This window comes from Sedimentitalea arenosa (genome assembly GCF_016428585.1).
Classification (GTDB): domain Bacteria; phylum Pseudomonadota; class Alphaproteobacteria; order Rhodobacterales; family Rhodobacteraceae; genus Sedimentitalea; species Sedimentitalea arenosa.
Window position 1 is genome coordinate 275,914 of record NZ_JAELVR010000001.1, and the last position, 21,625, is coordinate 297,538.

Here is a 21,625-nt window from a genome sequence, read left to right on the forward strand (position 1 = left end):
GCGGGTGCGCCAAGTGTCGCAAACAATGCTCAGACAGTGTCAAGATAGATCTCCACCTTCTCGGCCGCCGTGACGTCCTGCATGTAGTGCAGTTCCTGCCGTTTGGTCAGCACGAGGTTCCGGATCAGCTCGGGCGCAAAGATGCGCGCCACCTCGGCGGAGGTTTCGAACCTGTCGATGGCGTCGCCCCAGTTCGACGGGATCTGGGGCAGATCCGCCTCGTAAGCGTTGCCCGTGATCGGGGCGGGCGGCGCGATGGCGTCCTCGATCCCGTTGAGCGCCGCGCCGAGGATCGCCGCGACGGTCAGATACGGATTGACGTCACCGCCCGCGACCCGGTGTTCGATCCGCCGCGACACGGGACTGCCACTGGGAATACGGATCGCCGCGGTGCGGTTCTCATAGGCCCAGCTGATCCCGGTGGGCGCATGGGCGCCCGGCACCATCCGGTCATAGCTGTTGTCGTGTGGCGCGAAGATCAGCGTGCTGCCGGACATCGCCGCAAGACAGCCCCCGACTGCATGGCGCAGCGTGTCGTTGCCGGTTTCGGAACCATCGTCGAACACGTTTTGCCCTTCGGAATCCAGGACCGAGAAATGCATGTGCAATCCGGAGCCAGAGTAGTCCTCGTAGGGTTTGGCCATGAAGCTGGCGGCAAAGCCGTGGCGGCGGGCCAAGCCCTTGACCAACATCTTGAACAGCCATGCGTCGTCCGCTGCGCGTAGGGCATCGTTCTGATGCATGAGGTTGATTTCGAACTGGCCGAGACCGGCTTCCGATATGGCGGTGTCGGCGGGAATGTCCATCTCCTCGCACGCATCGTAGAGCTCGGTGAAAAAGTTGTCGAACTGATCGAGCGCGCGCAAGCTGAGGATTTCGCCGGCCTTGCGGCGCTTGCCGCTGCGCGGCGATGGCGGCACCTGAAGATGCCGACCGCTATCGTCGATGAGGAAGAACTCAAGTTCCACCGCGACCACCGGCGTCAGGCCGCGGGCCTTGTAGCGTCGCACCACCGCATCCAGCGCGTGGCGCGGATCGCCGGCGAAAGGTTTGCCGTCTTCGTGGAACATCCATATCGGCAGCAGCGCGCTTGGCGTGTCCAGCCAAGGCATCGGCATGAAGCCGCGTTCGGTGGGAAGCAGGACGCCGTCGCGATCACCGCTTTCCAGAACCAGCGGGCTGTCATCGATATCCTCACCCCAAATGTCGAGATTGAGCACCGACATCGGAAACCGCGTGCCGTCGTCGATCGCCTTGTCGGCGAACCGGACAGGCACCCGCTTGCCGCGCGGCTGACCATTGAGATCTGCTGCTGCAAGCCGGAGCGAGCGCACCTGTGGATTCTTCCGCAGCCAGTTTTTCATGTTCATCTTGCTTGCGCCGTACCTGCTCATGGAATTTGATCAAATTCCTACTACCGGATCGGATTGAAGCGCAAGCCTATTTTGGAACGGTTTTCCGACGGAAGGTGGCGGTTGAGGCGTTTGTTGATCAAACCGAACGTGCCGACGATCGCCAGGGTGAACAGGATGAAGTATCCGGCCAGGATGGGGTAGGGGACGAAGGGATTGAAGGTCTTGTCGGCGAAATAGCTGGCATAGTAGAGCGCGTCGCCGCGCTGCTGCCAGGCGGGAAAGCCCGAGAAGAAAACCAGTGTCGTGGCGTGAAACAGAAAGATCGCCTCGTTCGTGTAGGCGGGCCAAGCCAGGCGCAGCATGGTCGGCCAGATGATCCGGCGGAACCGCGACCAGCCCGACATGCCATAGGCGTCCGCCGCCTCGATATCGCCCTTCGGAATCGATCGTAGCGCACCATAGAAAATCTCGCCGCTATAGGCCGCGGTGTTGAAGAACAGCACGATGAGGGCGCCGAGCCAGGCGGCGGTGAACGGGTCGAAAAAGGAGTTCACATTCTTCAGGCTGAGGAAAAGGAAATAGGCGAAGAAGAACTGGATGAAGAGTGGCGAGCCCCGGAACACGAAGATGAACCATTCCGCCGGTTTGCGCGCCCAGGGGTTGGCCGACCCTTTCGCCACTGCCAGCGCGGTCGCGAGAAAGAAGCCGGTGAACAAGGCCATTACCCCGAAGTAGACGTTCCAGATCATGCCCGATCCGATCAACGTCACTTGTTCGCACAGGGTGAAACCGTCGCGCGGCAGAAGCCGTTCGCCGATTCCGATCGACCTCAGCGCATAGTCATGGATGGTCTGCAGGCACTCCGACATCAGGCTGCCGCCCGTCTCTGGGCTTCCCCGCCCGACGTCGCCTGGCCATGGGTCAGCTTCTGCATGAGCCGCTCGAGCACGATTTCGGAGACGCGCGTGAAGGCGAGGTAGAAGATCAGCAGGAACAGGAAGTACCACATCCGCCAGTCACCATGCGGATAATCGGTGAAGCGCGAGGTCTTGGTGCCGCCCAGTTCGCGCGCCCAATAGACGATGTCCTCGATCCCGAGCAGGAACAGCAGCGGCGTCGCCTTGATCAGCACCATCCAGAGATTGGACAGGCCGGGGAGGGCATAGACCCACATCTGTGGCACCAGAATGCGCCAGAAGGTCTGGCGTTGGCTCATTCCATAGGCTTCAGCGGTTTCGAGTTGGGCGCGCGGCACGGCGCGCATCCCGCCGAAGAGCACGTTGGCCGCGAAGGCGCCGAACACGATGGCGAAGGTCACCACCGCCAGCAGGAAGCCATAGGTTTCGTGCATCCATTGCGGCGCGGTGCTTAGCGGCAGTTTCGCCGCCGTGCAGACGACGAAGTCCGAGCCTTGGCGGATGGGCTGGTCCCAATCGGGGCACAGTACCTTGTGGCGCATGTATTCGAAGGCCTGGTCGAGGGCGATGACGAAAAAGAGGAAAAACGCGATGTCGGGCACGCCGCGCACAATGGCGATATACGTCTTGCCGAACCAGCGCAGCGGCGCAAAACGGGCGCGCGCGGCCATCGCACCCAGGAAGCCGAACCCCAAAGCCACAGGCGCGGTGATCGCAAGAAGCAGCAGCACCTTGAGGAAGGCCACGTAGAAGGACATGTGGACGCCGGTCGTGAGGTAGCAGGAAAACCAGCGGAAGGTTCCCAGCGTGTCAGGATCGGAGCAGTAGGAAAACATGTGTCCGGATGCGCCCGCTCATCTGCCACCATGTGTGGCGCCGCAGTTGCGAACAGGCCCGCCACGGGGGCGGGCCTGCGGTGATCACTGTCAGTAGGTGGTGGTGTCTTCGCCGAACCACTTCTTGAGCATGGTGTTCAGCGACCCGTCGGCCTTCATCTCGGTGATGATCGCGTCGAACCGGTCGCGCAGCTCGCCGTCGCTTTCGCGCAGGCCCATGCCGATGCCGCCGCCCAGCGGAACAGGCTCGCCCACGAACATCAGCTCGCCGCTGGATTCCTCGACCAGCGGCACGAGGAAGTCATAGTCCGCCAGAACCGCATCGGCCTCGCCGTTGCGCACGGCGGCGATCGTTTCTTCGGGTGTCGCGAACTCGACCAGGGTGGCGCCGCTCTCGGCGACATGGCCGGCCTGGATCGTCGCGGTCTGCGCTGCGACGACGCCGTTGAGCACGTCCACGCCGTCAGAAGCCGCGACATAGGCAGAGGCAGTGGGCGGGAAGTAGTTTTGCGTGAAGTCAATCACCTGGTCGCGTTCGTCGGTGATGCTCATCCCGGCCATGATGGTGTCGTAGTTGCCGGACACGAGGTTTGGAATGATCGAGTCCCAATCATTCTTCACCCATTCGCAGGTCAACTCGGCACGCTTGCACAGCTCATCACCCAACTCGCGCTCGAAGCCGTCGACCTCGCCCGCGTCGTTGATGAAGTTGTACGGAGGATACGCGCCCTCGGTGCCCATTCGGATGGTCTGGCCTTGGGCAAAGGCCATGCCGGCGGCCAGCGCGAGTGCGGCGGTGCCCATAATCAGTGATTTCATGAAGAGATCTCCCTTGGTTTTTTTGTTTACGCAGCGTGGGTTGCCGAAAGAAACCCGCGCAGGCGTTCGGATTTGGGCGCACCGAAGAGCGTGTCTGGCGGCCCTTGTTCTTCGATCAGACCCTGGTGCAGGAACACCACATGGTCGGACACGTCATGCGACAATTTCATGTCGTGCGTCACGATCAGCATCGTGCGGCCTTCCGCCGCCAGGTCCTTGATGACCCGGACGACTTCCTGTTCCAGTTCCGGGTCCAGCGCCGAGGTCGGTTCATCGAACAGTAGCGCTTCGGGTTCCATGCACAGCGCGCGCGCGATCGCGGCCCGCTGCTGTTGCCCGCCGGAGAGTTGCGCCGGGTAGGCATCGCACTTGTCGCCGATGCCGACCTTGTCCAGATAAGCCCGCGCGGCGCTTTCGACTTCGCCGCGATCGCGGCCCAACACCGTCACGGGCGCTTCCATCACGTTCTGCAGGATGGTCATGTGCGCCCAAAGGTTGAACTGCTGAAACACCATCGACAGGTTGGTACGGATGCGCAGAACCTGCTTGGCGTCGGCGGGGCGCCGATTGTGGCCCTCGCCCTTCCACTTGACCGGCTCACCCTTGAAGAGGATCTCGCCTTGCTGGCTGTCCTCCAGCAGGTTGGCGCAGCGCAGCAGGGTCGACTTGCCGGAGCCCGAAGACCCGATCAGCGACACCACGTCGCCCCGGCTGGCATGGATGTCGACTCCCTTCAGCACCTCGAGCTGTCCATAGCTCTTGTGCAGGTTGCTGATCTCGATGACGGCGGTGGAGTCTGACAAGATGTATCCGCGGGTCTGTTACGCTTCAGTGCGGTAATAGGAATGAAAAATCTGCGCATTGCAACTTGCAAAACGGCCGAATGGCGGCCGAAACCTGCGAATTGACCACACGGAAGCCTGTTTTGGTCAGGGAGACGGCGGGGTCGGAATGCCGAGGTATGCCGCCGCGGGGATATCGACCAGTCCCCGCAGGTGCAGAAGGTCGCGCGTTTCGGGAGCGAGGTCCACAATCGCGGAGCGCACCGCCGCGGCGATCGGCGACGGGTTCCGTCCAGCCGCCGTGATGTAAGGTAGTCCGGGGGTGGGATCGGTCTGGTCGACCACCCTCAGGCGTCGCGCCACCGGGTCATGTTCGCACAAAAGCGCCCAAGTCAGGGCGTCGATTCCGGCGAGGTCGGCGGCTCCCTCGGCCACCGTGTCCACCGAGGCCGCGTGTGCGCCGGTCTGGACGAGGCGCGAGAACCGCACGCCGCGCCGTGTCAGGTATGTTATCGGCCCGGCCCATCCGGATTGTGAAAGCGCCTCGTTATAGGCGAAGACGCCGCCGTCGAAGGCGTCCACCGTGTCGCCCGACGCGTCCGCATTGGCCACGAGAACCGAACGGTAGTAGCCGGGCGGGCATCCCTGCAGGTCGTAGTCCGGCGTGCCGACCAGCGTGACATGACCGTGCAGGGAGGTGCGGAACGGCATCCCGCAGGTCTGCGCCAGCAACAGGTCCGGATCGCGCCAGACCGACCACGGATCGCTGTGCCGGCTCAGTTTCTCGGGCCCATCCCCACAACCCGCGCGGATCAGGCTCCAAAGAGTATCGTTGGCTCTGCGCAGCGGCGGCATGTCGTACATGCCCAACCAGGCGATCACGCGTTGGCGGCTTTCTGACGCGCCATTGCGCTGTCCACGTCGCTGACGCCGAGCAGGTTCGCAACCAGCCGCAGCAGGGCGTCCTCCTCCTGAGCGCGTGCACCATCCGCAAGGACCACCGTCCAGAGCGATTGCACGACCGACACGCGTTCCTCGTAGGGGACCGCGTCCTTGATCGCGCGGGTAAACCGCACCGTGTCCGGCGCCTCACCTTCAAGCGTTTCGGCCTGGCCGCGCAGTTCCGCGGCCTCGAAAGGAGACAACCCGTAGCGGGCCGAAATGATGCGATCGATGCGCGCGATCTCGGCGGGCGCATAGTCGTTGTCAGACCGCGCGATACGCACCAGCAACGCGGTCAGCGCAAGACGGGCGTCCTCATCGGGCAGCGGGGTGGGGTTCGGCTCTGTCAGCCGGCGGAGAAAATCACCAAACATATTTGTCAGTATAATCCTCCTCGCGGGGGAGGCCAATCAGGAAACCTGCCTGCGCGCTTCGATGGCGCGTTCGCGGGCGGCCTTGCTTTCGATGAAGCTGAGCCCCATGGCCTTGCGAGCGCTTTCCAGCACCCGCAGTTCGGCTTCCTTCGGTTCGCCATCTGCCAGCACCACTTCCCAAAGGGCATCCAGCGCCGCGAGCCGCTCGGACAGGCCGGTCGTTTCGCGGATCAGCTTGGCGAAGGTGTCTGTTTCGGGCGCGGCGTCGTGCAGCTTTTCGCAGGTTGCGCGGATCTTCGCCGCCTCGATGGCATTGTGCTGGAACAGCCGCGCCAGGATACGGTCGATCAGGCTGATTTCCTCGACCACATAGTCCTGGTCCGACTTCGCGACGCGCACCAGAAGCGCCCCCAGGGCCAGTTCGGCATCCGGGTCGGGCAGTTCTTCCGTGTTGTTGGCGCGGAATGCCGCGAAAAGCTTGTTCAACATGGAAAAAGACTAACCCACATATGGGGTTTCGCCAAGCTGTTCCTACCCGTCATAGCCTTCTATGATCACCAGATCGCCGGTCGAGACCGGGTCCCGCAGGGCCTTGGCGTCCTGGTAGCCGACACTGTCATAACACGCGCGCGCGGCCTCGAAGCTGTCGAATTCGATCACCACGGTGCGCGCCCGCGCCTGGCCTTCGCGCACCTCGCGTGGGCCACCCCGCACGAGGAACCGCGCACCGTATTCGGCGAAGGGCGCGGCATTGGCCGCGATATAGTCCTTGTACCGTTCCATGTCGTCAATATCCACATGCGCGACCCAGTAGCCTTTGGCCATTGTTCCCTCCCGTTCCGTGGTTTGGCGTACAGACTGGAACAGACCGGCCCCACAGGCAATCTCGTTGAATCCGAAGGGGCGCAGTGCCCCCGCAGACGTTGGGTCAGACCAGCCGCGACGTTTCCTTGGCCGCGCGCACGAAATCGGCAAACAGCGGATGCGGCGCGAAGGGCTTGGATTTGAGCTCGGGATGGAACTGCACGCCAATGAACCATGGATGCTCGGTCCATTCCACGATTTCTGGCAGGCGACCATCAGGGGACATGCCCGAAAACCGCAGACCGACCTCCTCGAGCTTTTCGCGGTATTTGATGTCCACTTCATACCGGTGGCGATGACGTTCTTCGATATGCGGCGCGCCATAGACCTCGGCCACGCGCGAGCCCGGCGCCAGCGTGGCGTCATAGGCGCCCAGGCGCATCGTGCCGCCCTTGTCATCGCCCAGCTTGCGTTCGACCGTATGATTGCCGCGCACCCATTCCTTGAGGTGATAGACGACCGGTTCGAACCGCTTCTTGCCGGCCTCGTGGTCGAACTCCTCCGACCCGGCTGTCTTCAGCCCGGCCACGTTTCGGGCGGCCTCGATCACTGCCATCTGCATGCCGAGGCAGATGCCGAGATAGGGCACGTTGTGTTCCCGCGCGAACTGCGCCGCCTTGATCTTGCCCTCGGTGCCGCGTTCGCCGAATCCGCCGGGTACGAGGATCGCGTGGAAGCCTTCGAGATAGGGCGCGGGATCCTCGGTATCGAATATTTCGGCATCGACCCATTCGATGCTGACCTTGACGCGATTGGCCATGCCGCCGTGGGTAAGAGCCTCGGCGATCGACTTGTACGCATCCTCGAGCTGGGTGTATTTGCCCACGATGGCCACCTTGACCTCGCCCTCGGGGTTGTAGATGCGGTCGGCCACGTCTTCCCAGCGTTCGAGATTCGGTTTCGGCGCAGGTGTGATCTGGAACGCGTCCAGCACCGCTTGATCGAGACCCTCGCGGTGATAGGCGAGGGGAGCTTCGTAGATCGACTTGAGATCCTGTGCCGCGATCACCGCGTCCGGGCGCACGTTGCAGAACAGGGCCAGCTTCTCGCGTTCCTTTTCGGGAATCGGTCCCTCGCTGCGGCAGACAAGAATGTCGGGCGCGATGCCGATGCTGCGCAGTTCCTTGACACTGTGCTGTGTCGGCTTGGTCTTGAGTTCGCCGCTCGCCTTGATGAAGGGCAGGAGAGTCAGGTGCATGAAGATGCACTGTCCGCGCGGTTTTTCCTGGCTGAACTGGCGGATCGCCTCGAAGAAGGGGAGGCCCTCGATGTCGCCGACCGTGCCTCCGATCTCGCAGAGCATGAAATCGACCTCGTCCTCGCCGATCGAAATGAAGTCCTTGATCTCGTTGGTGACGTGGGGGATCACCTGGATCGTCTTGCCGAGGTAGTCACCGCGCCGTTCCTTTTCGAGCACATTGGAATAGATGCGCCCCGAGCTGACGCTGTCGGTGCTGCGCGCCGCGACACCGGTGAAGCGTTCATAGTGGCCGAGGTCGAGGTCGGTTTCGGCGCCATCGTCGGTCACGAAGACCTCGCCATGCTCGAAAGGCGACATGGTTCCTGGGTCGACATTCAGGTACGGGTCAAGCTTGCGCAGGCGGACCGAAAAGCCGCGCGCCTGCAACAGCGCTCCGAGCGCCGCCGAGGCCAGCCCCTTGCCGAGAGAGGAGACAACGCCACCGGTGATGAAAATGAAACGTGCCATGCTGTCGGCTGCCCCCGTGAGTGTCGAAATTTCAGTGCCGGACCGGTTTGAAAAACCGGAGCATCACGGGATTTCTCCCTTATAGGATTCGCGCTTCAAGCGCAAGGGAACCGCAAGATGCTGTTGCGATTCCGTTCCGGTCTTCAAGGTCTTGTAGACGTGCCTTGGTGTCAGTCCGCGCGCGGTACCAGCGGGGCGGTGTCGCCGTCAGCCGGCGGCAGCAGGTCCTCGCCCGTGGGCAACGCCGGAACGGTTTCTTCAACCTCGGGAGCCGAACCGCCAAGCCGGTCGAGCACCGATGTGCCCGACGCTTTCTGTGCCGCGAGAATGGTCAGGGTGATCGACGTGCAGATGAACGCAATCGCCAGCAGCCATGTCACCTTTCCGAGCGCCGTGGCCGCCGCGCGCCCGCTCATCGCGCCGCCGCCGCCGCCCATGCCGAGCCCGCCGCCTTCGGAGCGCTGCAACAGCACGACCCCGATCAGGCCAAGAGCCAGGAGGAGGTGGACGATCAGAATGACATTTTCCATGGAGACCTTCGGCGTGCAGCGTGAGCGGTGGCGATATCGCGCGGTATGTAGGGAAGATTGCCGATGGGAGCAAGGGACGATCTGGGGGCTGGACAAAACCCGCCGCGCGGGCGCAGAGTTTCGACATGCCGCATGATCACGACCCCGACCATCCGCACACGCTCCTGCCGCCGGAACCGGCGCTCAGGGTCAAGGCGCTTGAAACCATCCTGACCCGCAAGGGTCTGGTTGACCCGGCCGCGCTCGACGAGATCATCGACACCTATCAGAATCGCATCGGGCCGCAGAACGGCGCGGACGTGGTGGCGCGCGCCTGGAGCGATCCGAGCTTTCGCAAGGCGCTGTTGGAGGATGCCACGACGGTCGTGGCCGATCTTGGCTACTACGGGCGGCAGGGCGAACACATCGTCGTCGTCGAGAATACGCCCGAGCGTCACAACATGGTCGTCTGTACTCTGTGCAGCTGCTACCCGTGGCCTCTGCTCGGCATTCCGCCGGGCTGGTACAAGTCCGATGCTTACCGCGCCCGTGCCGTGCGCGAACCGCGCAAGGTTCTGGCGGAGTTCGGCGTCGCGTTGTCCTCCGACACCGCGGTGAGGGTATGGGATTCAACGGCGGAAGTGCGGTATCTGGTCCTTCCGATGCGTCCCGCGGGAACGGACGGGCTCGACCGCGCGGCGCTCGCCGCTTTGGTCACCCGCGACAGCATGATCGGCACCGGATTGCCGCAATCCCCGTCATGACGCGGGTCCACGACATGGGCGGTCGGTTCGGTGACGGTGCTGTGCTGCCGGAACCGCAGGGTATCCCGGACATGGGTCCGGAATGGCAGGCGCGCGCGCTCGCGATCACGCTGGCAACCGGCGCTCTGGGAGAATGGAACATCGACATATCCCGCCACGCGCGGGAGCGCCTGTCGCCCAAGGATTACACTCGGTTCACGTATTACGAGAAATGGGTGGCCGCGCTTGCCGATCTGTTGGTCGAGACCGGCCTGCTGACACGCGATGATCTGCAGAGCGGCGGTGATCTTGCGCCGGAACCGCTCGTCGAAAGGGCGCTGCGCCATCCCAAGGTGGCCGAGGTTCTGGCAAAGGGCGCCCCAGCGGATCGTGTGGGCGGGCCGACCGAACGCTTTGCCGTCGGGCAGGCGGTGCGCACGCGGCGCCCTGCCGGCAATCGCCTTTGTCCTGGCGGCCACACGCGTTTGCCGACCTACGCGTCCGGCGCGCGCGGTACGATCTTGCGGCTGCACGGCACCCACGTCCTGCCCGACAGCAGCGCGCATCGGCTGGGTGACGCGCCGGAGCCGCTCTATGCCGTGGCCTTTCCAGCGCGCCAGCTCTGGGCGTTTCCCGAACATCCGGACGACGAGGTAATTCTGGACCTCTGGCAATCCTACCTCGAGCCCGCATGAGCCGACCGACCGAACCCGCATTCAGCGAGCCTTGGCATGCGCAGCTTTTCGCGCTGACCGTTCATCTGAACGAGTCGGGCCACTTCGACTGGCCCGATTGGGCGGCCCGTTTCTCGGCGACGCTGGCGCGGCATGGGCTGACGCGTGATCTCGATGGTGGCGATGACTACTTTGTCGCCTGGCTTGAAACGCTCGAAGAGCTGTTGGCCGAGCAAGGCGCGGCCAATCCGGGTGAGGCGGCGCATATGCGCAACGCTTGGGAAGCGGCCTATCTCGCGACCCCGCACGGCCAACCGGTCCGCCTGTCGGACGCACAGCCTCACACTCCAGATTGAGGTTTCGCTGCCATCGCGGCCCGGCTATACCGTCGCGGGTTTCATCGAGAACTGGAAGGACTTGAAATGGCCAATGTCGTCGTGGTCGGCGCCCAGTGGGGCGACGAGGGAAAAGGCAAGATCGTGGATTGGCTCAGTGAGCGCGCCGACGTGATTGCCCGGTTTCAGGGCGGCCACAACGCCGGTCACACGCTGGTCATCGACGGAACCGTCTACAAGTTGCACGCTCTGCCCTCGGGCGTCGTGCGCGGCGGCAAGCTGAGCGTGATCGGCAACGGCGTGGTTCTCGATCCGTGGCATCTCCTCAAGGAAATCGAAACGATCCGCGCGCAGGGTGTGACGATCACGCCCGACACGCTGATGATCGCCGAAAACACCCCATTGATCCTGCCGTTCCACGGAGAGCTCGACCGGGCGCGCGAGGCGCAGAACTCGGTCGCCAAGATCGGAACCACCGGGCGCGGGATCGGTCCGTGCTACGAGGACAAGGTCGGTCGCCGAGTAATCCGGGTTGCGGATCTCGCCGACGATGCGACATTGCAGCTGCGGGTCGACCGCGCGTTGGTCCATCACGATGCGCTGCGCCGCGGACTGGGGCTTGACCCGATCGACCGTGACGCGCTGCTTGATCAGCTGCGGGAAATAGCGCCGCGGATCCTGGAATACGCGGCGCCGGTCTGGAAGGTGCTGAACGAAAAGCGCAAGGCCGGCAAGCGTATCCTGTTCGAGGGTGCACAGGGCGCGCTCCTGGATATCGACTTTGGCACATATCCCTTCGTGACCAGTTCCAACGTGATCGCCGGTCAGGCCGCCACGGGCACCGGCATCGGTCCCGGATCGATCGATTTCGTGCTTGGAATCGTCAAGGCCTATACAACGCGGGTGGGCGAGGGACCTTTCCCCAGCGAATTGCACGATGCCGATGGGCAACGGCTGGGCGAACGTGGTCATGAATTCGGAACCACGACCGGTCGAAAGCGGCGCTGTGGCTGGTTTGACGCTTGCCTCGTGCGCCAGACCTGCGCCACCAGCGGCGTGAACGGCATCTCACTGACCAAGCTGGATGTTCTGGACGGGTTCGAAACTCTCAAGATCTGCGTCGGCTATGAACTCGACGGAGTGCGGCTTGACTATCTGCCGACGGCGGCGGATCAGCAGGTGCGTTGCACGCCGATCTACGAGGAAATGCCCGGCTGGTCCGAAAGCACCGAGGGCGCGCGCAGCTGGGCCGATCTTCCGGCGGCGGCGATCAAGTATGTCCGCCGGGTCGAGGAGTTGATCGAGTGCCCGGTCGCGCTACTTTCAACTTCGCCAGAGCGTGAGGACACGATCCTCGTCACCGACCCATTCGCGGATTGACATGACGACACCTTCGAAACCCGGTCTCAGCTACAAGGCCCGCCGCCGATGGTCCCTGGTCATCCTGCTGGTGGGCCTGCCACTTTACATCGTCGCCGCGGTCACGATCATGAACATGATCGACCGCCCGCCCATCCTTGTCGAGTTCTTGGTTTATATCGGCCTCGGCATTCTGTGGGCGTTGCCGTTCAAGTTCGTTTTTCGCGGGATCGGCCAGGCCGATCCGGACGCCAAGGACGGCTGACTCTCTCCATTTTTTCGATGGCATTTGTCTTGAATGCATTCTGCCTTCACGCATGTGATTCGCGTTTTTCGGGTTAGATTTCCCCGGCAGTAAATTGATTTTAAAAAATTTTCCGCGCAGTTTCGTAATTCTGTGCTGCAAGGCCCTTCGTCGGAATGTCGCATTTTTGCCTAAGTTTTGGGCGTGGTTCCCCGAAAACCCGAGATTCCCGAAGAGTCCCATTACAACCAACCTATAGTTGAACCTGGCAGGCATAATTGACGACTCGCGCTGCGGTTCATGGGTACGGACCTGCCACAAGGGACCTGCCTGCCCCGTGCCCCGGCCGAGACTTCAAGGCGGGAGCGACAGGAGGTACTCCAGAATGACGACAAAACTGATAATAGGTCTCGACGGGCTCAGTTCCGGGGAGAGAGCGTTGGACTACGGTTGCAACCTTGCCCGCCTGATCGGGGATTGCGAACTGGTGGTGGTCTACATCATCGAGTGGTCGCCCTATTCTTTCCAGACCCCGGAAGAGAACGCCGAGCGCCACAAGCGCCGCGAAGAAGAGATTTCGACGGCAAAGGAACGCATCGTGGCTCCCGCGGTCGAACGGATTTCCAGTGGTGGACTGTCCGCGACAGGCGTGGTGCGTCACGGCAACGTGGCCGATGCGCTGATTGCGATCGCAAAAGAGCAGAAGGCCGATCAGATCATCGTCGCCCGATCACGCGAGCGCAGCCTGTCCAAGCGCATTTTCGGCGGCTCGACGGCCAACCTGGTCATGGAAGCCTCCCTCCCCGTGACCGTCGTCGGATAAAGGAGCACGCAATGAAAAACCCTATTCGAACCGGACTTCTAGCCCTTCCTCTCGTGGGCTCGCTCTCCGCACCTGCCATTGCGCAGGAGGCGATGAGCCTCGATGACAAGGTCAACGAGGCCTTCGCCAACGCCACGGGCCCGTTCGTGAACCTGATCTTCGCGCCGTTCCCGGGCACCGATTTTCCTTGGATCGTCATGTGGCTGGTGGTCGCGGCAACGGTGTTCACGCTGTATTTCGCTTTCGTGCAGTTCCGTTTCTTCGGGCACGCTATCGCACTGGTCAAGGGCGACTACTCCGACCCGAACGATGCAGGCGAAGTCAGCCATTTCCAGGCACTTGCGACGGCGCTCTCGGGAACCGTCGGCCTCGGTAATATCGCAGGTGTTGCCGTTGCGGTCGGGATCGGTGGGCCGGGCGCGACCTTCTGGATGATCCTTGCCGGTCTGCTCGGAATGGCGTCCAAGTTCACCGAATGTACGCTCGGCGTGAAGTATCGCAACGAGTATCCGGACGGCACCGTGTCCGGGGGTCCCATGTATTACATGTCCAAGGGGTTTGGAGAGTTGGGCCTGCCTGGTGGCAAGATACTCGCCATTCTGTTCTCGATCTTCTGTATCCTTGGTGCCCTTGGCGGTGGAAACATGTTCCAGGCCAACCAGGCGCATGCACAGATTTCCGGTATCGTGGGGGATTATCCTGGTTGGATCACCGGCCTCGTGTTCGCAGGCGTGGTCTTCATGGTGATTGTCGGCGGTGTGAAATCCATCGCCCGCGTGACTGAAAAGATCGTTCCGTTCATGGGAATTTTGTATGTCGGTGCGGCCCTGATCATCATTCTTGTCAACTATGACAAGATTGGTTGGGCGTTCGGCCAGATTTTCCAAGGCGCGTTCACCGGTCTTGGCGTGGCGGGCGGTATGGTCGGGGCCCTGATCCAGGGGTTCAAGCGGGCCGCGTTCTCCAACGAAGCCGGCGTCGGTTCCGCGGCGATTGCGCACTCTGCCGTTCGCACCAAGGAACCGATCACGGAGGGGTTCGTCTCCCTGCTCGAGCCCCTGATCGACACTGTCGTGATCTGCACGATGACCGCGCTCGTCATTACCATTTCGGGTCAGCTGATCATCGATCCTGCGACCGGGCTCTACGTGCTTGACGGCAACCAGATCTCGACCGTGGACGGCAACAGCGGCGTCGCTCTCACCTCGGCGGCATTTGGATCGGCCATCGGCTGGTTCCCCTATGTGCTGGCGCTTGCGGTCGTCCTGTTCGCCTTTTCGACGATGATCTCTTGGTCCTATTATGGTCTGAAGGCGTGGACTTATCTGTTCGGCGAAGGCAAGACGACCGAGCTGGTGTTCAAGTTGATCTTCTGCGTCTTTATCGTGATCGGAGCGGCAGCGAGCCTCGGGCCGGTCATCGATTTCTCGGACGCTGCGATCTTCGCGATGGCGGTGGTCAATATCTTCGCGCTTTATTTCCTGATGAAGGTCGTTCGCAAGGAATTGGCCTCCTACAGCGCCCGCCTGGCATCTGGCGAAATCAGGAAGTTCGTCTCCTGAGTGCACCGCAGGTCTTCGATGCCAAAGGAAACATGCGGCGGCCCGTTCTGGGCCGCCGCTTTCGTTTCCAACTCCGGGTCAGCTCCAACCTGCCGAGTGGTGGTCCGGTCGGAAGCCTATTTCTCCGGAGGCCGTGAACCGTCCGCCGCCGGTTTTTTCGATCTTGCCGTCGCGCAGCAGCAGCCCGAAGGACCGCAAGCTGTCCTCGCGATTGAATCCGATCGCATCGACCTGACGCACCTTGTTCATCAGTTGCGGTCGAGAAAACTGTGCACGCCCTTCGACGAAGACCAGATACGCGGCCGCTGCTTCAAGAAGGTCAGGCAAGGCTTCGGCCTTCATTTCGGATGCGAATTCCGCAAATCCACTGTGGTCGGCTTGCATCTCGCCGTCTGGTTCCGCGTCCGTGCTGATGCGTCGCGGTCTCACGGGGCCTTGTTTGGCAGCGGCGGCATCGGTATCGACGCGTTGATCGGGTGACAGCTTCAACGGCGCTGGGCGCAGTTCCGTATTCGGTCGCTCCATGCTCTTCCCGCTAACAACAGGGCGTCGCGGGCGCACGACATCTGCCAGGTCGGAGCGATACACTGCTTCCTCGCAATCGTCCGGCAGACCGTCTTTGATGTCCGAATTGGCCGCGGCCACGGCCCCCCGGAGATGATCGTAGGTTGTGCGCGCATCGGTCGCTTCAGGGGTGTCCATCTCGCGTTCGACCGCTGCCATCAGCCGGGAGACGTCGTCCTCATCGCTTTCGAACTCGCCGTCGCGCGGCGTTGGGGAGCCCTCGGCCGAAGCCTGGGCAACTGCCGCTGAGTCATCATCCGAACGGTCTGCAGAACTCTCTTCGTCTGAAGCACATGCTTCGTCGGCAGCGACACTTGGTGCTTCGAGCGTCGAAGTGCTCTCCGCACCAAAACATGTATCCGGGGTCGGCTGGGTCGCGGCCTCCAGGTCTTCAAGCTGTCCTGTTGCGACGGCAGCCTCGAAATCCGCGCGCTTGACCTTTATCACGTTTGGTTGGTGGAATGCAGTTTCCAGGTTGGCGTTTGAGCCAACTTCGGTTTCCTCGTTGCCGGCGTTCTCAGAGTTTGGATCTTCATCCGGGTCGCCGATCTGCACGGCGTGCTCTGCTTCGTCTGTGGCGTCGGCATCATCGCCTACGGCGTGATCATCCTCGAATTCGGCATCGGGGTTGTCTGAGGATTCCACCTTTACATCCGCTTCTGGATCGCCCTCCGCTTTGTTGGGGCAGTTGTCTTCCATGTGCTGCGGTGCGTCTTCAGCATCTGTGCCATGCGGACTGGCGGCCTCGTCGACTGCTTCTTCGGACGGCTGCAGTTGTCCGCTCGCCGCGGTTTGTGGCAGGGCTTCTTCCTCGGCAACGCACTGCAGGTCCTCCGTCTTCGCGAAAGCTGCGATAGGTGACGCGTCGCCATCTTCTGGCGCATCTGTGTCCGGGACATTCAGGAGGGCATCAAGACGGTCCAATGCTTGCTGGAGTTCATCTTCTTCGTCCGGACCAGACGACTCGCCCACAAAAGCCTCTACAAGCTCGCTCGGTATCGGATCGTGTTGTTGCGTCGGGTCATTGGGCTGGTGTCCCGTCGCGACGAATTTGTCTCCCTCCTCCGGCACCACAGCGTCGAGTGACTTTTCCTTAATCCAAGGTCCCGCAGACTCCGAGATGTCTTGTGACGCGGCCAGCGCGACTTCGGAATACGCTTCAAGAGGCGCGGATTCAGCGGGCGTTGAAGGCTCCCCTTCCTGCGACACGCCGTCTTCCGGTTCACGGCAAGTCTCGGTGCCACGATGGTTTGAGTCGTCGTCTGGCGAGGTGGATGCTCCAGACAGAACCTCAGTCATGTCTTCGGCCGCGGAGTCGATGATGTCCTGCTCCACCAGTTTCGACTGGGCGCCGCGCTGAAATGGTCCGCCGGATACCACAGCACGGATACGCTGCAGTTTGGCCGCGATACTTTCACCGTCACGTCCGGTCGTCTCGACCAGTTCTGCTTCGAAGATCGGCACCGAGTCGTCCACGGTGCCGGTGATCGCGGCGTGAAGCGAACAACCAGCGGACACGTCAGGCAGAACCGACTCGCATTCCTCGTCGGTTTCGGTGTCCTGGAAAGGGTTTAGCGGAACAGGTGATGCGCCCTTCGAGGACGCCACGTCCTCCTGATCGTCCTTCGGAGGTGGGGCCGCTGGCCTAGCGGCGGTTTCCATGTCCGGGTCATCCGGCGCGCCGCTCTTTTCAGCTTGCTTGCTATCGGGACCCGCGGCGGTCAAGGCTTTTGCCTCTGGACTGGTTGGATCGGCACGCAGCACATAACCGCCGCTGTCCTCCTGTCGTGCCTCGACCCGGCGCGAAATCTCGCGCTGTGCGATACGGGCAAGCATCTCGGTATCCGGCGCGGGCGGTTCGGCACCGAAATACCGGTCCTCCGAGGCGAGTTCGCGGAAGTATTCCGCGATCGCCTTCATGGTGTCGAAGGAATCGTCGAACCCTTCCAACGTGCAGGAGAACGTACCGTAGGAGACCGTCAGAATCTTGTTGTTGTGAACCATCGGATGCATGTCCTCGCGGTTGTTGGGGCACCATTCACCATGCTGAGCATTTCGGAACCCGACCGATTCCTTGCATACACGGGAGCTATCGACCGTTAGATTGTGGTCTGTTTCCAAACACGCCATTAACGACGCCATGAAAAATACCAAAATTTCTTCTGACCGGCCGGTCACACTGGTCGGTGGCGGTGACCTCGGTCGTGACGATCTGGAGGACGCCCTGCGGCGTGCGCCTCTGCTCGTGGCGGCCGATGGCGGGGTCGCGCACGCGCTTGAGGCGGGTCATGTGCCGAGCGCGGTCATCGGCGATCTCGACAGTCTGCGGGAGAGTGACCGGACGCAACTACCGCAGGATCGGATCTTCAGGATCTCCGAGCAGGAAACTACGGATTTCGACAAGGCGTTGCGTCATGTCTCGGCGCCGATCGTACTGGCCGTCGGGTTTCTTGGCGGTCGACTGGACCATCAGCTCGCCGCGCTGAACGTGCTGGTAAGGTATCCTGTGCGACCGTGTATTCTGATCGGGCCGGGGGAGATCGTTTTTCACCTTCCGTCATCCCTGACGATCGACCTTGTGGACGGCGATATTGTCTCGCTGTTTCCGATGGGGCGTGTCACGGGACGGTCGGAGGGATTGGCCTGGCCCATCGACGGATTGACGCTGGACCCCACGGAACGCATCGGAACGTCGAACCGGGCGTTGGGTCAGGTGCGGATATCGACCGACGGTCCCGGTTTGCTCGCGATCCTACCGCGCGCCGCGCTGGATGCCGTCATGCGGGCGATTGAATCGTCGCGGACTTCGCCTCCCGGACAACGGCTCGGGCGATGATCTGCTCGCGAATGACGATGTAGAGACCGGCACCAATCGTGATGCAGATCCCGACGCTGGCCAAGGCGTTCGGCAGGTCTCGGAAGATCAACCACCCGATCACCGTCGCCACGGGAATCTCGAGATACTGCATCGGAGCCACCGTGGCCGAAGGTGCAAATTTGAGCGACCAGGTCATCAGCAGATGGGCCAGCGTGCCGAGGATGCCGATGGCCAGCAGCAGACCCCAATCCGATGCGGTGGGGGCCATGAAGGACAGCGAGGGCCAGCCGATCAGGTCGCCTGCGAACAGCACCGGCAACATGCCGATGGTCGCGATGACGCCGCTGATGGCCTGAAGTCCGATGGGGTCCGTCTCCTTGGCGATCTGACGCGTCACCAGCATGAAGAACGAGAATATGACAGCGACCGCAAGCGGCAGCAGAGCCGGCCATCCGACCTCGGCAAAGCTCGGCTGAACGACAAGGAGCGTGCCCAGAAAACCGACGACGCAGGCGAGCAGACGCCGCGTTCCGACCTCTTCGTCGAGAATGTACTTGCCGAGCAGAAGCATGATGAAAGGCATCACGAAGGCGATCGCCACCGCATCCGCGAGTGGCAGATACTTGAGCGCCGTGAACATCGCTCCGATCCCCGCGATGTGCAGGACGGTGCGAAGCACCACCAGCCGGAACACCCGCGCGTTCATGCGCCAGACCCGTCCAGCCATGAGCACGATCGGTATCAGGATGATCGCCTGGATGCCGAAGCGCACCAGAAGCAACTGTCCCAGCGGGACCGATTGTCCCAGGAGTTTGGCGACCGCGTCGCCCATTGGCGCCACGATGCAGAATCCCAGCATCAAGAGAACGCCCAGGACGGGCCGATCAGCATACATGCCGGTTACGTTAGCGAGGTTCGCAAATGATGCAAGCAAAGGTTGCATTGACCGAAGGTCAATCGAAAGACCCTCCGTCGCACCCTTCAGAAGGTCAGCAATTGGGCACGTTGACGGCCAGCCCGCCCAGCGAGGTTTCCTTGTATTTCTCGCTCATGTCCATGCCGGTCTGACGCATCGTTTCGATGCAGGCGTCGAGCGGGACAAGGTGTGTTCCGTCGCCGCGCAGGGCGATGCTGGCGGCGCTGACCGCCTTGATCGCGCCCATCGCGTTGCGCTCGATGCACGGCACCTGGACCAGGCCTTTGACCGGATCACAGGTCATGCCGAGGTGGTGCTCCAACGCGATTTCGGCAGCGTTTTCAACCTGCCCGGGCGTGCCGCCCATCACGGCGCAGAGCCCGGCCGCCGCCATGGCCGAGGCGCTTCCGACTTCCGCCTGGCAACCCGCCTCGGCGCCCGAAATGGATGCGTTGTACTTCACGAGGCCGCCGATCGCGGCCGCCGTCAGCAAGAAATCCTCGATGTGGGCGGTCGAGGCGCCGGGGACGTGATCGAGGTAATATCTTAGCGTAGCCGGCAGAACACCGGCAGCTCCGTTCGTCGGTGCGGTGACGACCTGGCCGCCGGCGGCGTTCTCCTCGTTCACGGCCATCGCATAAACGCTCATCCAGTCGTTGATGGTGTGCGGCGCGGTCAGGTTCATGCCGCGCTCTGCCTGAAGTGCATCGTGAATCGCCTTGGCGCGACGTTTTACCATCAACCCGCCGGGCAGGATGCCGTCGCTGTTCAGACCGCGATCGACGCAGTCGTTCATGACCTGCCAGAGCCGCTGCGTGCCCTTGTTCAGATTGGCTTCGCCACCGCGCGCGATTTCGTTGGCCCGTTTCATGGCAGCGATCGACTTGCCGCTTGCCCTTGCCATTTCGAGCATTTCAGCAGCGGATTTGAAGGGGAACGGGACGGGCGCGCCTGCATCGGTGGCCTTGCCGGCTGCAAGCTCATCTTCGGTCATCACGAAGCCTCCGCCGATCGAATAATAGATCTGCTGCAGGATGACGTCACCCTGCGCATCGGTCGCGATCAGGATCATTCCGTTGGCGTGGCCGGGAAGCGTACGGTCGTAGTCGAAAACCAGGTCGGTCGCCGGGTTGAACTTCAGATCGCCAAGACCCTCCGGACTCACCATGTGCCGTGACTTTATGTCGGCCAGGGCGCAGGCGGCCGCCTCGGCATCGTAGGTTTCGGGATGAAACCCGGCGAGACCGAGGATCGTGGCCTTGTCCGTCGCATGTCCGACCCCGGTGAAGGCGAGGCTGCCATGCAGCGACGCGCGCAGGCCCGCGAAACGGAAGGGCGAGGCGCGCATCTGGTCCAGGAACCGCGCCGCGGCGACCATTGGTCCCATCGTGTGGGAGGAGGAGGGACCGATACCCACCTTGAACATATCGAAAACGGAAAGAAACATTCAGGTTGGACTCTCTTACGGCAGGACAAGATGATCGGCGACGCGATGACGGCGGTGAATCGTATTGGGCAACGTTATGTCATGACCTGTGGTCTATGCTGTTTCGTTCCGAAACCCGAGGTCAAAAGCGACATGGCCAACAGGATTGCGAAGCCGTCGCCCGATCGGCAGGCGTTGCCAAATTCGCCTCTCGCCCCTCGGAGGCAACTGTCCTATAAGGCCCTGAACCGTACGGAGACCCGCTCATGACAGCAGAGATGTCGCCTATCGACAAGGCCAAGTTCGTCGCCGCGAAACGCGCATCCGATCTCGTCGAGACCGGGATGCGTATCGGGTTGGGAACCGGCAGCACGGCGGCATGGCTGGTGCGGTGTCTCGGAGAGAGAGTGCGCGATCAGGGACTGCGTATCCGCGCGGTGGCGACGTCGACACGGACGGCCGCTTTGGCGCGCGAGGTCGGTATCGACGTGATCGCGCTGGACGAGGCCGGATGGCTCGACCTTACAATCGACGGTGCCGACGAGTTCGATGGCGATCTCAACCTGATCAAGGGCGGGGGCGGAGCGCTGCTGCAGGAGAAGATCGTCGCCACCGCGTCCGATCGGATGGTCGTGATCGCCGATGCCGGCAAGGAAGTCGAGAAACTGGGCGCCTTTCCGTTGCCGGTCGAAGTCATTCCCTTTGGCTGGAAAGCGACTCAGAAGATGATAGAGGAAATGCTGGTGTCCATGGACGTGCTGGGGCGCAAGACCAGCCTTCGCATGGACCAGGATGCGCCTTTCGTGACGGACGAGGGCAACCGCATTCTCGACCTGCATCTCAACCGGATCGGCAACGCGCGCCAGTTGGCGCTGGCGTTGAACCAGGTGCCCGGCGTGGTCGAGAACGGGCTTTTCATCGACATTTGCGACGCGGTTGTGATCGGCCACGGCGACGGGCGGGTCGATCTGCGCGACATCAACGCGGGCACGGTCGAGCATGACCGGCTGGACCTCGGGGAAAGCGACAACCTGTTCAGTGATCTCGCCGACTGA

At 62.3% G+C, this 21,625-nt stretch carries 23 protein-coding genes; 9 read left to right on the plus strand and 14 right to left on the minus strand.

Annotated features, from left to right (window positions below; all coding sequences use genetic code 11):
• Nucleotides 1-29 precede the first annotated feature (29 nt).
• The 11 genes from JF290_RS01280 to secG form a co-directional block, all read right to left on the minus strand.
• Nucleotides 30-1,364: a glutamine synthetase family protein gene (locus JF290_RS01280; RefSeq protein ID WP_199023225.1), complete on the minus strand. Its 1,335-nt coding sequence runs from the start codon at nt 1,362-1,364 to the stop codon at nt 30-32.
• Nucleotides 1,365-1,414: 50 nt separating this feature from the next.
• Complete coding sequence (locus JF290_RS01285) at nt 1,415-2,224, minus strand: ABC transporter permease (protein WP_199022916.1); 810 nt, start codon at nt 2,222-2,224, stop codon at nt 1,415-1,417.
• Complete coding sequence (locus tag JF290_RS01290; RefSeq protein ID WP_199022917.1) at nt 2,224-3,108, minus strand: ABC transporter permease; 885 nt, start codon at nt 3,106-3,108, stop codon at nt 2,224-2,226. The genes JF290_RS01285 and JF290_RS01290 overlap by 1 nt, the downstream gene beginning before the upstream one ends.
• A 90-nt stretch (nt 3,109-3,198) precedes the next feature.
• The gene (locus tag JF290_RS01295; protein ID WP_199022918.1) at nt 3,199-3,927 is read right to left on the minus strand and encodes a transporter substrate-binding domain-containing protein; all 729 of its coding nucleotides are present in this window, start codon (nt 3,925-3,927) and stop codon (nt 3,199-3,201) included.
• Nucleotides 3,928-3,953: 26 nt separating this feature from the next.
• A complete protein-coding gene (locus JF290_RS01300; RefSeq protein ID WP_199022919.1) occupies nt 3,954-4,730 on the minus strand; it encodes an ABC transporter ATP-binding protein in 777 nt (258 codons plus the stop codon).
• 126 nt (nt 4,731-4,856) lie between these two features.
• Complete coding sequence (locus tag JF290_RS01305; protein ID WP_199022920.1) at nt 4,857-5,591, minus strand: PhnD/SsuA/transferrin family substrate-binding protein; 735 nt, start codon at nt 5,589-5,591, stop codon at nt 4,857-4,859.
• Nucleotides 5,588-6,025, minus strand: a complete 438-nt coding sequence (locus JF290_RS01310; RefSeq protein WP_199022921.1) for a tellurite resistance TerB family protein — start codon at nt 6,023-6,025, stop codon at nt 5,588-5,590. Before JF290_RS01310 ends, JF290_RS01305 begins: the two co-directional genes overlap by 4 nt.
• Nucleotides 6,026-6,061: 36 nt before the next feature.
• Entirely contained in the window at nt 6,062-6,514 is a 453-nt protein-coding gene (locus JF290_RS01315) for a tellurite resistance TerB family protein (RefSeq protein ID WP_199022922.1), read from the minus strand.
• A gap of 42 nt (nt 6,515-6,556) precedes the next feature.
• Nucleotides 6,557-6,850, minus strand: a complete 294-nt coding sequence (locus JF290_RS01320; RefSeq protein WP_199022923.1) for a DUF1330 domain-containing protein — start codon at nt 6,848-6,850, stop codon at nt 6,557-6,559.
• A 103-nt stretch (nt 6,851-6,953) separates the two neighbouring features.
• Complete coding sequence (gene pyrG / locus JF290_RS01325; RefSeq protein WP_199022924.1) at nt 6,954-8,597, minus strand: CTP synthase; 1,644 nt, start codon at nt 8,595-8,597, stop codon at nt 6,954-6,956.
• A 170-nt stretch (nt 8,598-8,767) separates the two neighbouring features.
• Nucleotides 8,768-9,127: a preprotein translocase subunit SecG gene (secG, locus tag JF290_RS01330; protein WP_199022925.1), complete on the minus strand. Its 360-nt coding sequence runs from the start codon at nt 9,125-9,127 to the stop codon at nt 8,768-8,770.
• Between the two features lie 125 nt (nt 9,128-9,252).
• Between secG and nthA the strand changes: the two genes are divergently transcribed.
• From nthA to JF290_RS01365, 7 genes are all read left to right on the plus strand, one after another.
• The gene (gene nthA / locus JF290_RS01335; RefSeq protein WP_199022926.1) at nt 9,253-9,870 is read left to right on the plus strand and encodes a nitrile hydratase subunit alpha; all 618 of its coding nucleotides are present in this window, start codon (nt 9,253-9,255) and stop codon (nt 9,868-9,870) included.
• A complete protein-coding gene (gene nthB, locus JF290_RS01340) occupies nt 9,867-10,544 on the plus strand; it encodes a nitrile hydratase subunit beta (RefSeq protein WP_199022927.1) in 678 nt (225 codons plus the stop codon). The genes nthA and nthB overlap by 4 nt, the downstream gene beginning before the upstream one ends.
• Nucleotides 10,541-10,879, plus strand: coding sequence for a nitrile hydratase accessory protein (locus tag JF290_RS01345; protein WP_199022928.1), 339 nt, complete (start codon nt 10,541-10,543; stop codon nt 10,877-10,879). Before nthB ends, JF290_RS01345 begins: the two co-directional genes overlap by 4 nt.
• 66 nt (nt 10,880-10,945) lie before the next feature.
• A complete protein-coding gene (locus JF290_RS01350; RefSeq protein ID WP_199022929.1) occupies nt 10,946-12,238 on the plus strand; it encodes an adenylosuccinate synthase in 1,293 nt (430 codons plus the stop codon).
• Nucleotide 12,239: 1 nt separating this feature from the next.
• Nucleotides 12,240-12,482, plus strand: coding sequence for a DUF2842 domain-containing protein (locus JF290_RS01355; RefSeq protein WP_199022930.1), 243 nt, complete (start codon nt 12,240-12,242; stop codon nt 12,480-12,482).
• A 364-nt stretch (nt 12,483-12,846) separates the two neighbouring features.
• A complete protein-coding gene (locus JF290_RS01360) occupies nt 12,847-13,284 on the plus strand; it encodes a universal stress protein (protein WP_199022931.1) in 438 nt (145 codons plus the stop codon).
• Between the two features lie 11 nt (nt 13,285-13,295).
• Nucleotides 13,296-14,846, plus strand: coding sequence for an alanine/glycine:cation symporter family protein (locus tag JF290_RS01365; RefSeq protein WP_199022932.1), 1,551 nt, complete (start codon nt 13,296-13,298; stop codon nt 14,844-14,846).
• 78 nt (nt 14,847-14,924) lie between these two features.
• On the opposite strand, the gene JF290_RS01370 is transcribed toward JF290_RS01365, so the two are convergent.
• Nucleotides 14,925-17,414, minus strand: a complete 2,490-nt coding sequence (locus JF290_RS01370) for a midas domain-containing protein (RefSeq protein WP_199022933.1) — start codon at nt 17,412-17,414, stop codon at nt 14,925-14,927.
• A 136-nt stretch (nt 17,415-17,550) separates the two neighbouring features.
• On the opposite strand from JF290_RS01370, the gene JF290_RS01375 reads away from it, so the two are divergent.
• Entirely contained in the window at nt 17,551-18,246 is a 696-nt protein-coding gene (locus tag JF290_RS01375; protein ID WP_199023226.1) for a thiamine diphosphokinase, read from the plus strand.
• Here JF290_RS01375 and JF290_RS01380 read toward each other — a convergent pair.
• Together JF290_RS01380 and JF290_RS01385 are read right to left on the minus strand one after the other, a co-directional pair.
• On the minus strand, nt 18,188-19,123 hold the full coding sequence (locus JF290_RS01380; protein WP_199022934.1) for a DMT family transporter: 936 nt from the start codon (nt 19,121-19,123) through the stop codon (nt 18,188-18,190). The two genes, JF290_RS01375 and JF290_RS01380, sit on opposite strands and share 59 nt — an antisense overlap.
• A gap of 94 nt (nt 19,124-19,217) precedes the next feature.
• Nucleotides 19,218-20,591 (minus strand): L-serine ammonia-lyase, encoded by a 1,374-nt coding sequence (locus tag JF290_RS01385; protein ID WP_199022935.1) that lies wholly within the window; start codon nt 20,589-20,591, stop codon nt 19,218-19,220.
• A 245-nt stretch (nt 20,592-20,836) separates the two neighbouring features.
• On the opposite strand from JF290_RS01385, the gene rpiA reads away from it, so the two are divergent.
• Nucleotides 20,837-21,625, plus strand: coding sequence for a ribose-5-phosphate isomerase RpiA (gene rpiA / locus JF290_RS01390; RefSeq protein WP_199022936.1), 789 nt, complete (start codon nt 20,837-20,839; stop codon nt 21,623-21,625).

Bases quoted from the DNA above. Each gene is read 5' to 3' on its own strand.
- JF290_RS01280 (WP_199023225.1), bottom strand. From the start codon at position 1,364: ATGAAAAACTGGCTGCGGAAGAATCCACAGGTGCGCTCGCTCCGGCTT.
- JF290_RS01285 (WP_199022916.1), bottom strand. From the start codon at position 2,224: ATGTCGGAGTGCCTGCAGACCATCCATGACTATGCGCTGAGGTCGATC.
- JF290_RS01290 (WP_199022917.1), bottom strand. From the start codon at position 3,108: ATGTTTTCCTACTGCTCCGATCCTGACACGCTGGGAACCTTCCGCTGG.
- JF290_RS01295 (WP_199022918.1), bottom strand. From the start codon at position 3,927: ATGAAATCACTGATTATGGGCACCGCCGCACTCGCGCTGGCCGCCGGC.
- JF290_RS01310 (WP_199022921.1), bottom strand. From the start codon at position 6,025: ATGTTTGGTGATTTTCTCCGCCGGCTGACAGAGCCGAACCCCACCCCG.
- JF290_RS01315 (WP_199022922.1), bottom strand. From the start codon at position 6,514: ATGTTGAACAAGCTTTTCGCGGCATTCCGCGCCAACAACACGGAAGAA.
- JF290_RS01320 (WP_199022923.1), bottom strand. From the start codon at position 6,850: ATGGCCAAAGGCTACTGGGTCGCGCATGTGGATATTGACGACATGGAA.
- pyrG (WP_199022924.1), bottom strand. From the start codon at position 8,597: ATGGCACGTTTCATTTTCATCACCGGTGGCGTTGTCTCCTCTCTCGGC.
- secG (WP_199022925.1), bottom strand. From the start codon at position 9,127: ATGGAAAATGTCATTCTGATCGTCCACCTCCTCCTGGCTCTTGGCCTG.
- nthA (WP_199022926.1), top strand. From the start codon at position 9,253: ATGCCGCATGATCACGACCCCGACCATCCGCACACGCTCCTGCCGCCG.
- nthB (WP_199022927.1), top strand. From the start codon at position 9,867: ATGACGCGGGTCCACGACATGGGCGGTCGGTTCGGTGACGGTGCTGTG.
- JF290_RS01345 (WP_199022928.1), top strand. From the start codon at position 10,541: ATGAGCCGACCGACCGAACCCGCATTCAGCGAGCCTTGGCATGCGCAG.
- JF290_RS01350 (WP_199022929.1), top strand. From the start codon at position 10,946: ATGGCCAATGTCGTCGTGGTCGGCGCCCAGTGGGGCGACGAGGGAAAA.
- JF290_RS01355 (WP_199022930.1), top strand. From the start codon at position 12,240: ATGACGACACCTTCGAAACCCGGTCTCAGCTACAAGGCCCGCCGCCGA.
- JF290_RS01360 (WP_199022931.1), top strand. From the start codon at position 12,847: ATGACGACAAAACTGATAATAGGTCTCGACGGGCTCAGTTCCGGGGAG.
- JF290_RS01365 (WP_199022932.1), top strand. From the start codon at position 13,296: ATGAAAAACCCTATTCGAACCGGACTTCTAGCCCTTCCTCTCGTGGGC.
- JF290_RS01370 (WP_199022933.1), bottom strand. From the start codon at position 17,414: ATGGTTCACAACAACAAGATTCTGACGGTCTCCTACGGTACGTTCTCC.
- JF290_RS01375 (WP_199023226.1), top strand. From the start codon at position 17,551: ATGAAAAATACCAAAATTTCTTCTGACCGGCCGGTCACACTGGTCGGT.
- JF290_RS01380 (WP_199022934.1), bottom strand. From the start codon at position 19,123: ATGTATGCTGATCGGCCCGTCCTGGGCGTTCTCTTGATGCTGGGATTC.
- JF290_RS01385 (WP_199022935.1), bottom strand. From the start codon at position 20,591: ATGTTTCTTTCCGTTTTCGATATGTTCAAGGTGGGTATCGGTCCCTCC.
- rpiA (WP_199022936.1), top strand. From the start codon at position 20,837: ATGACAGCAGAGATGTCGCCTATCGACAAGGCCAAGTTCGTCGCCGCG.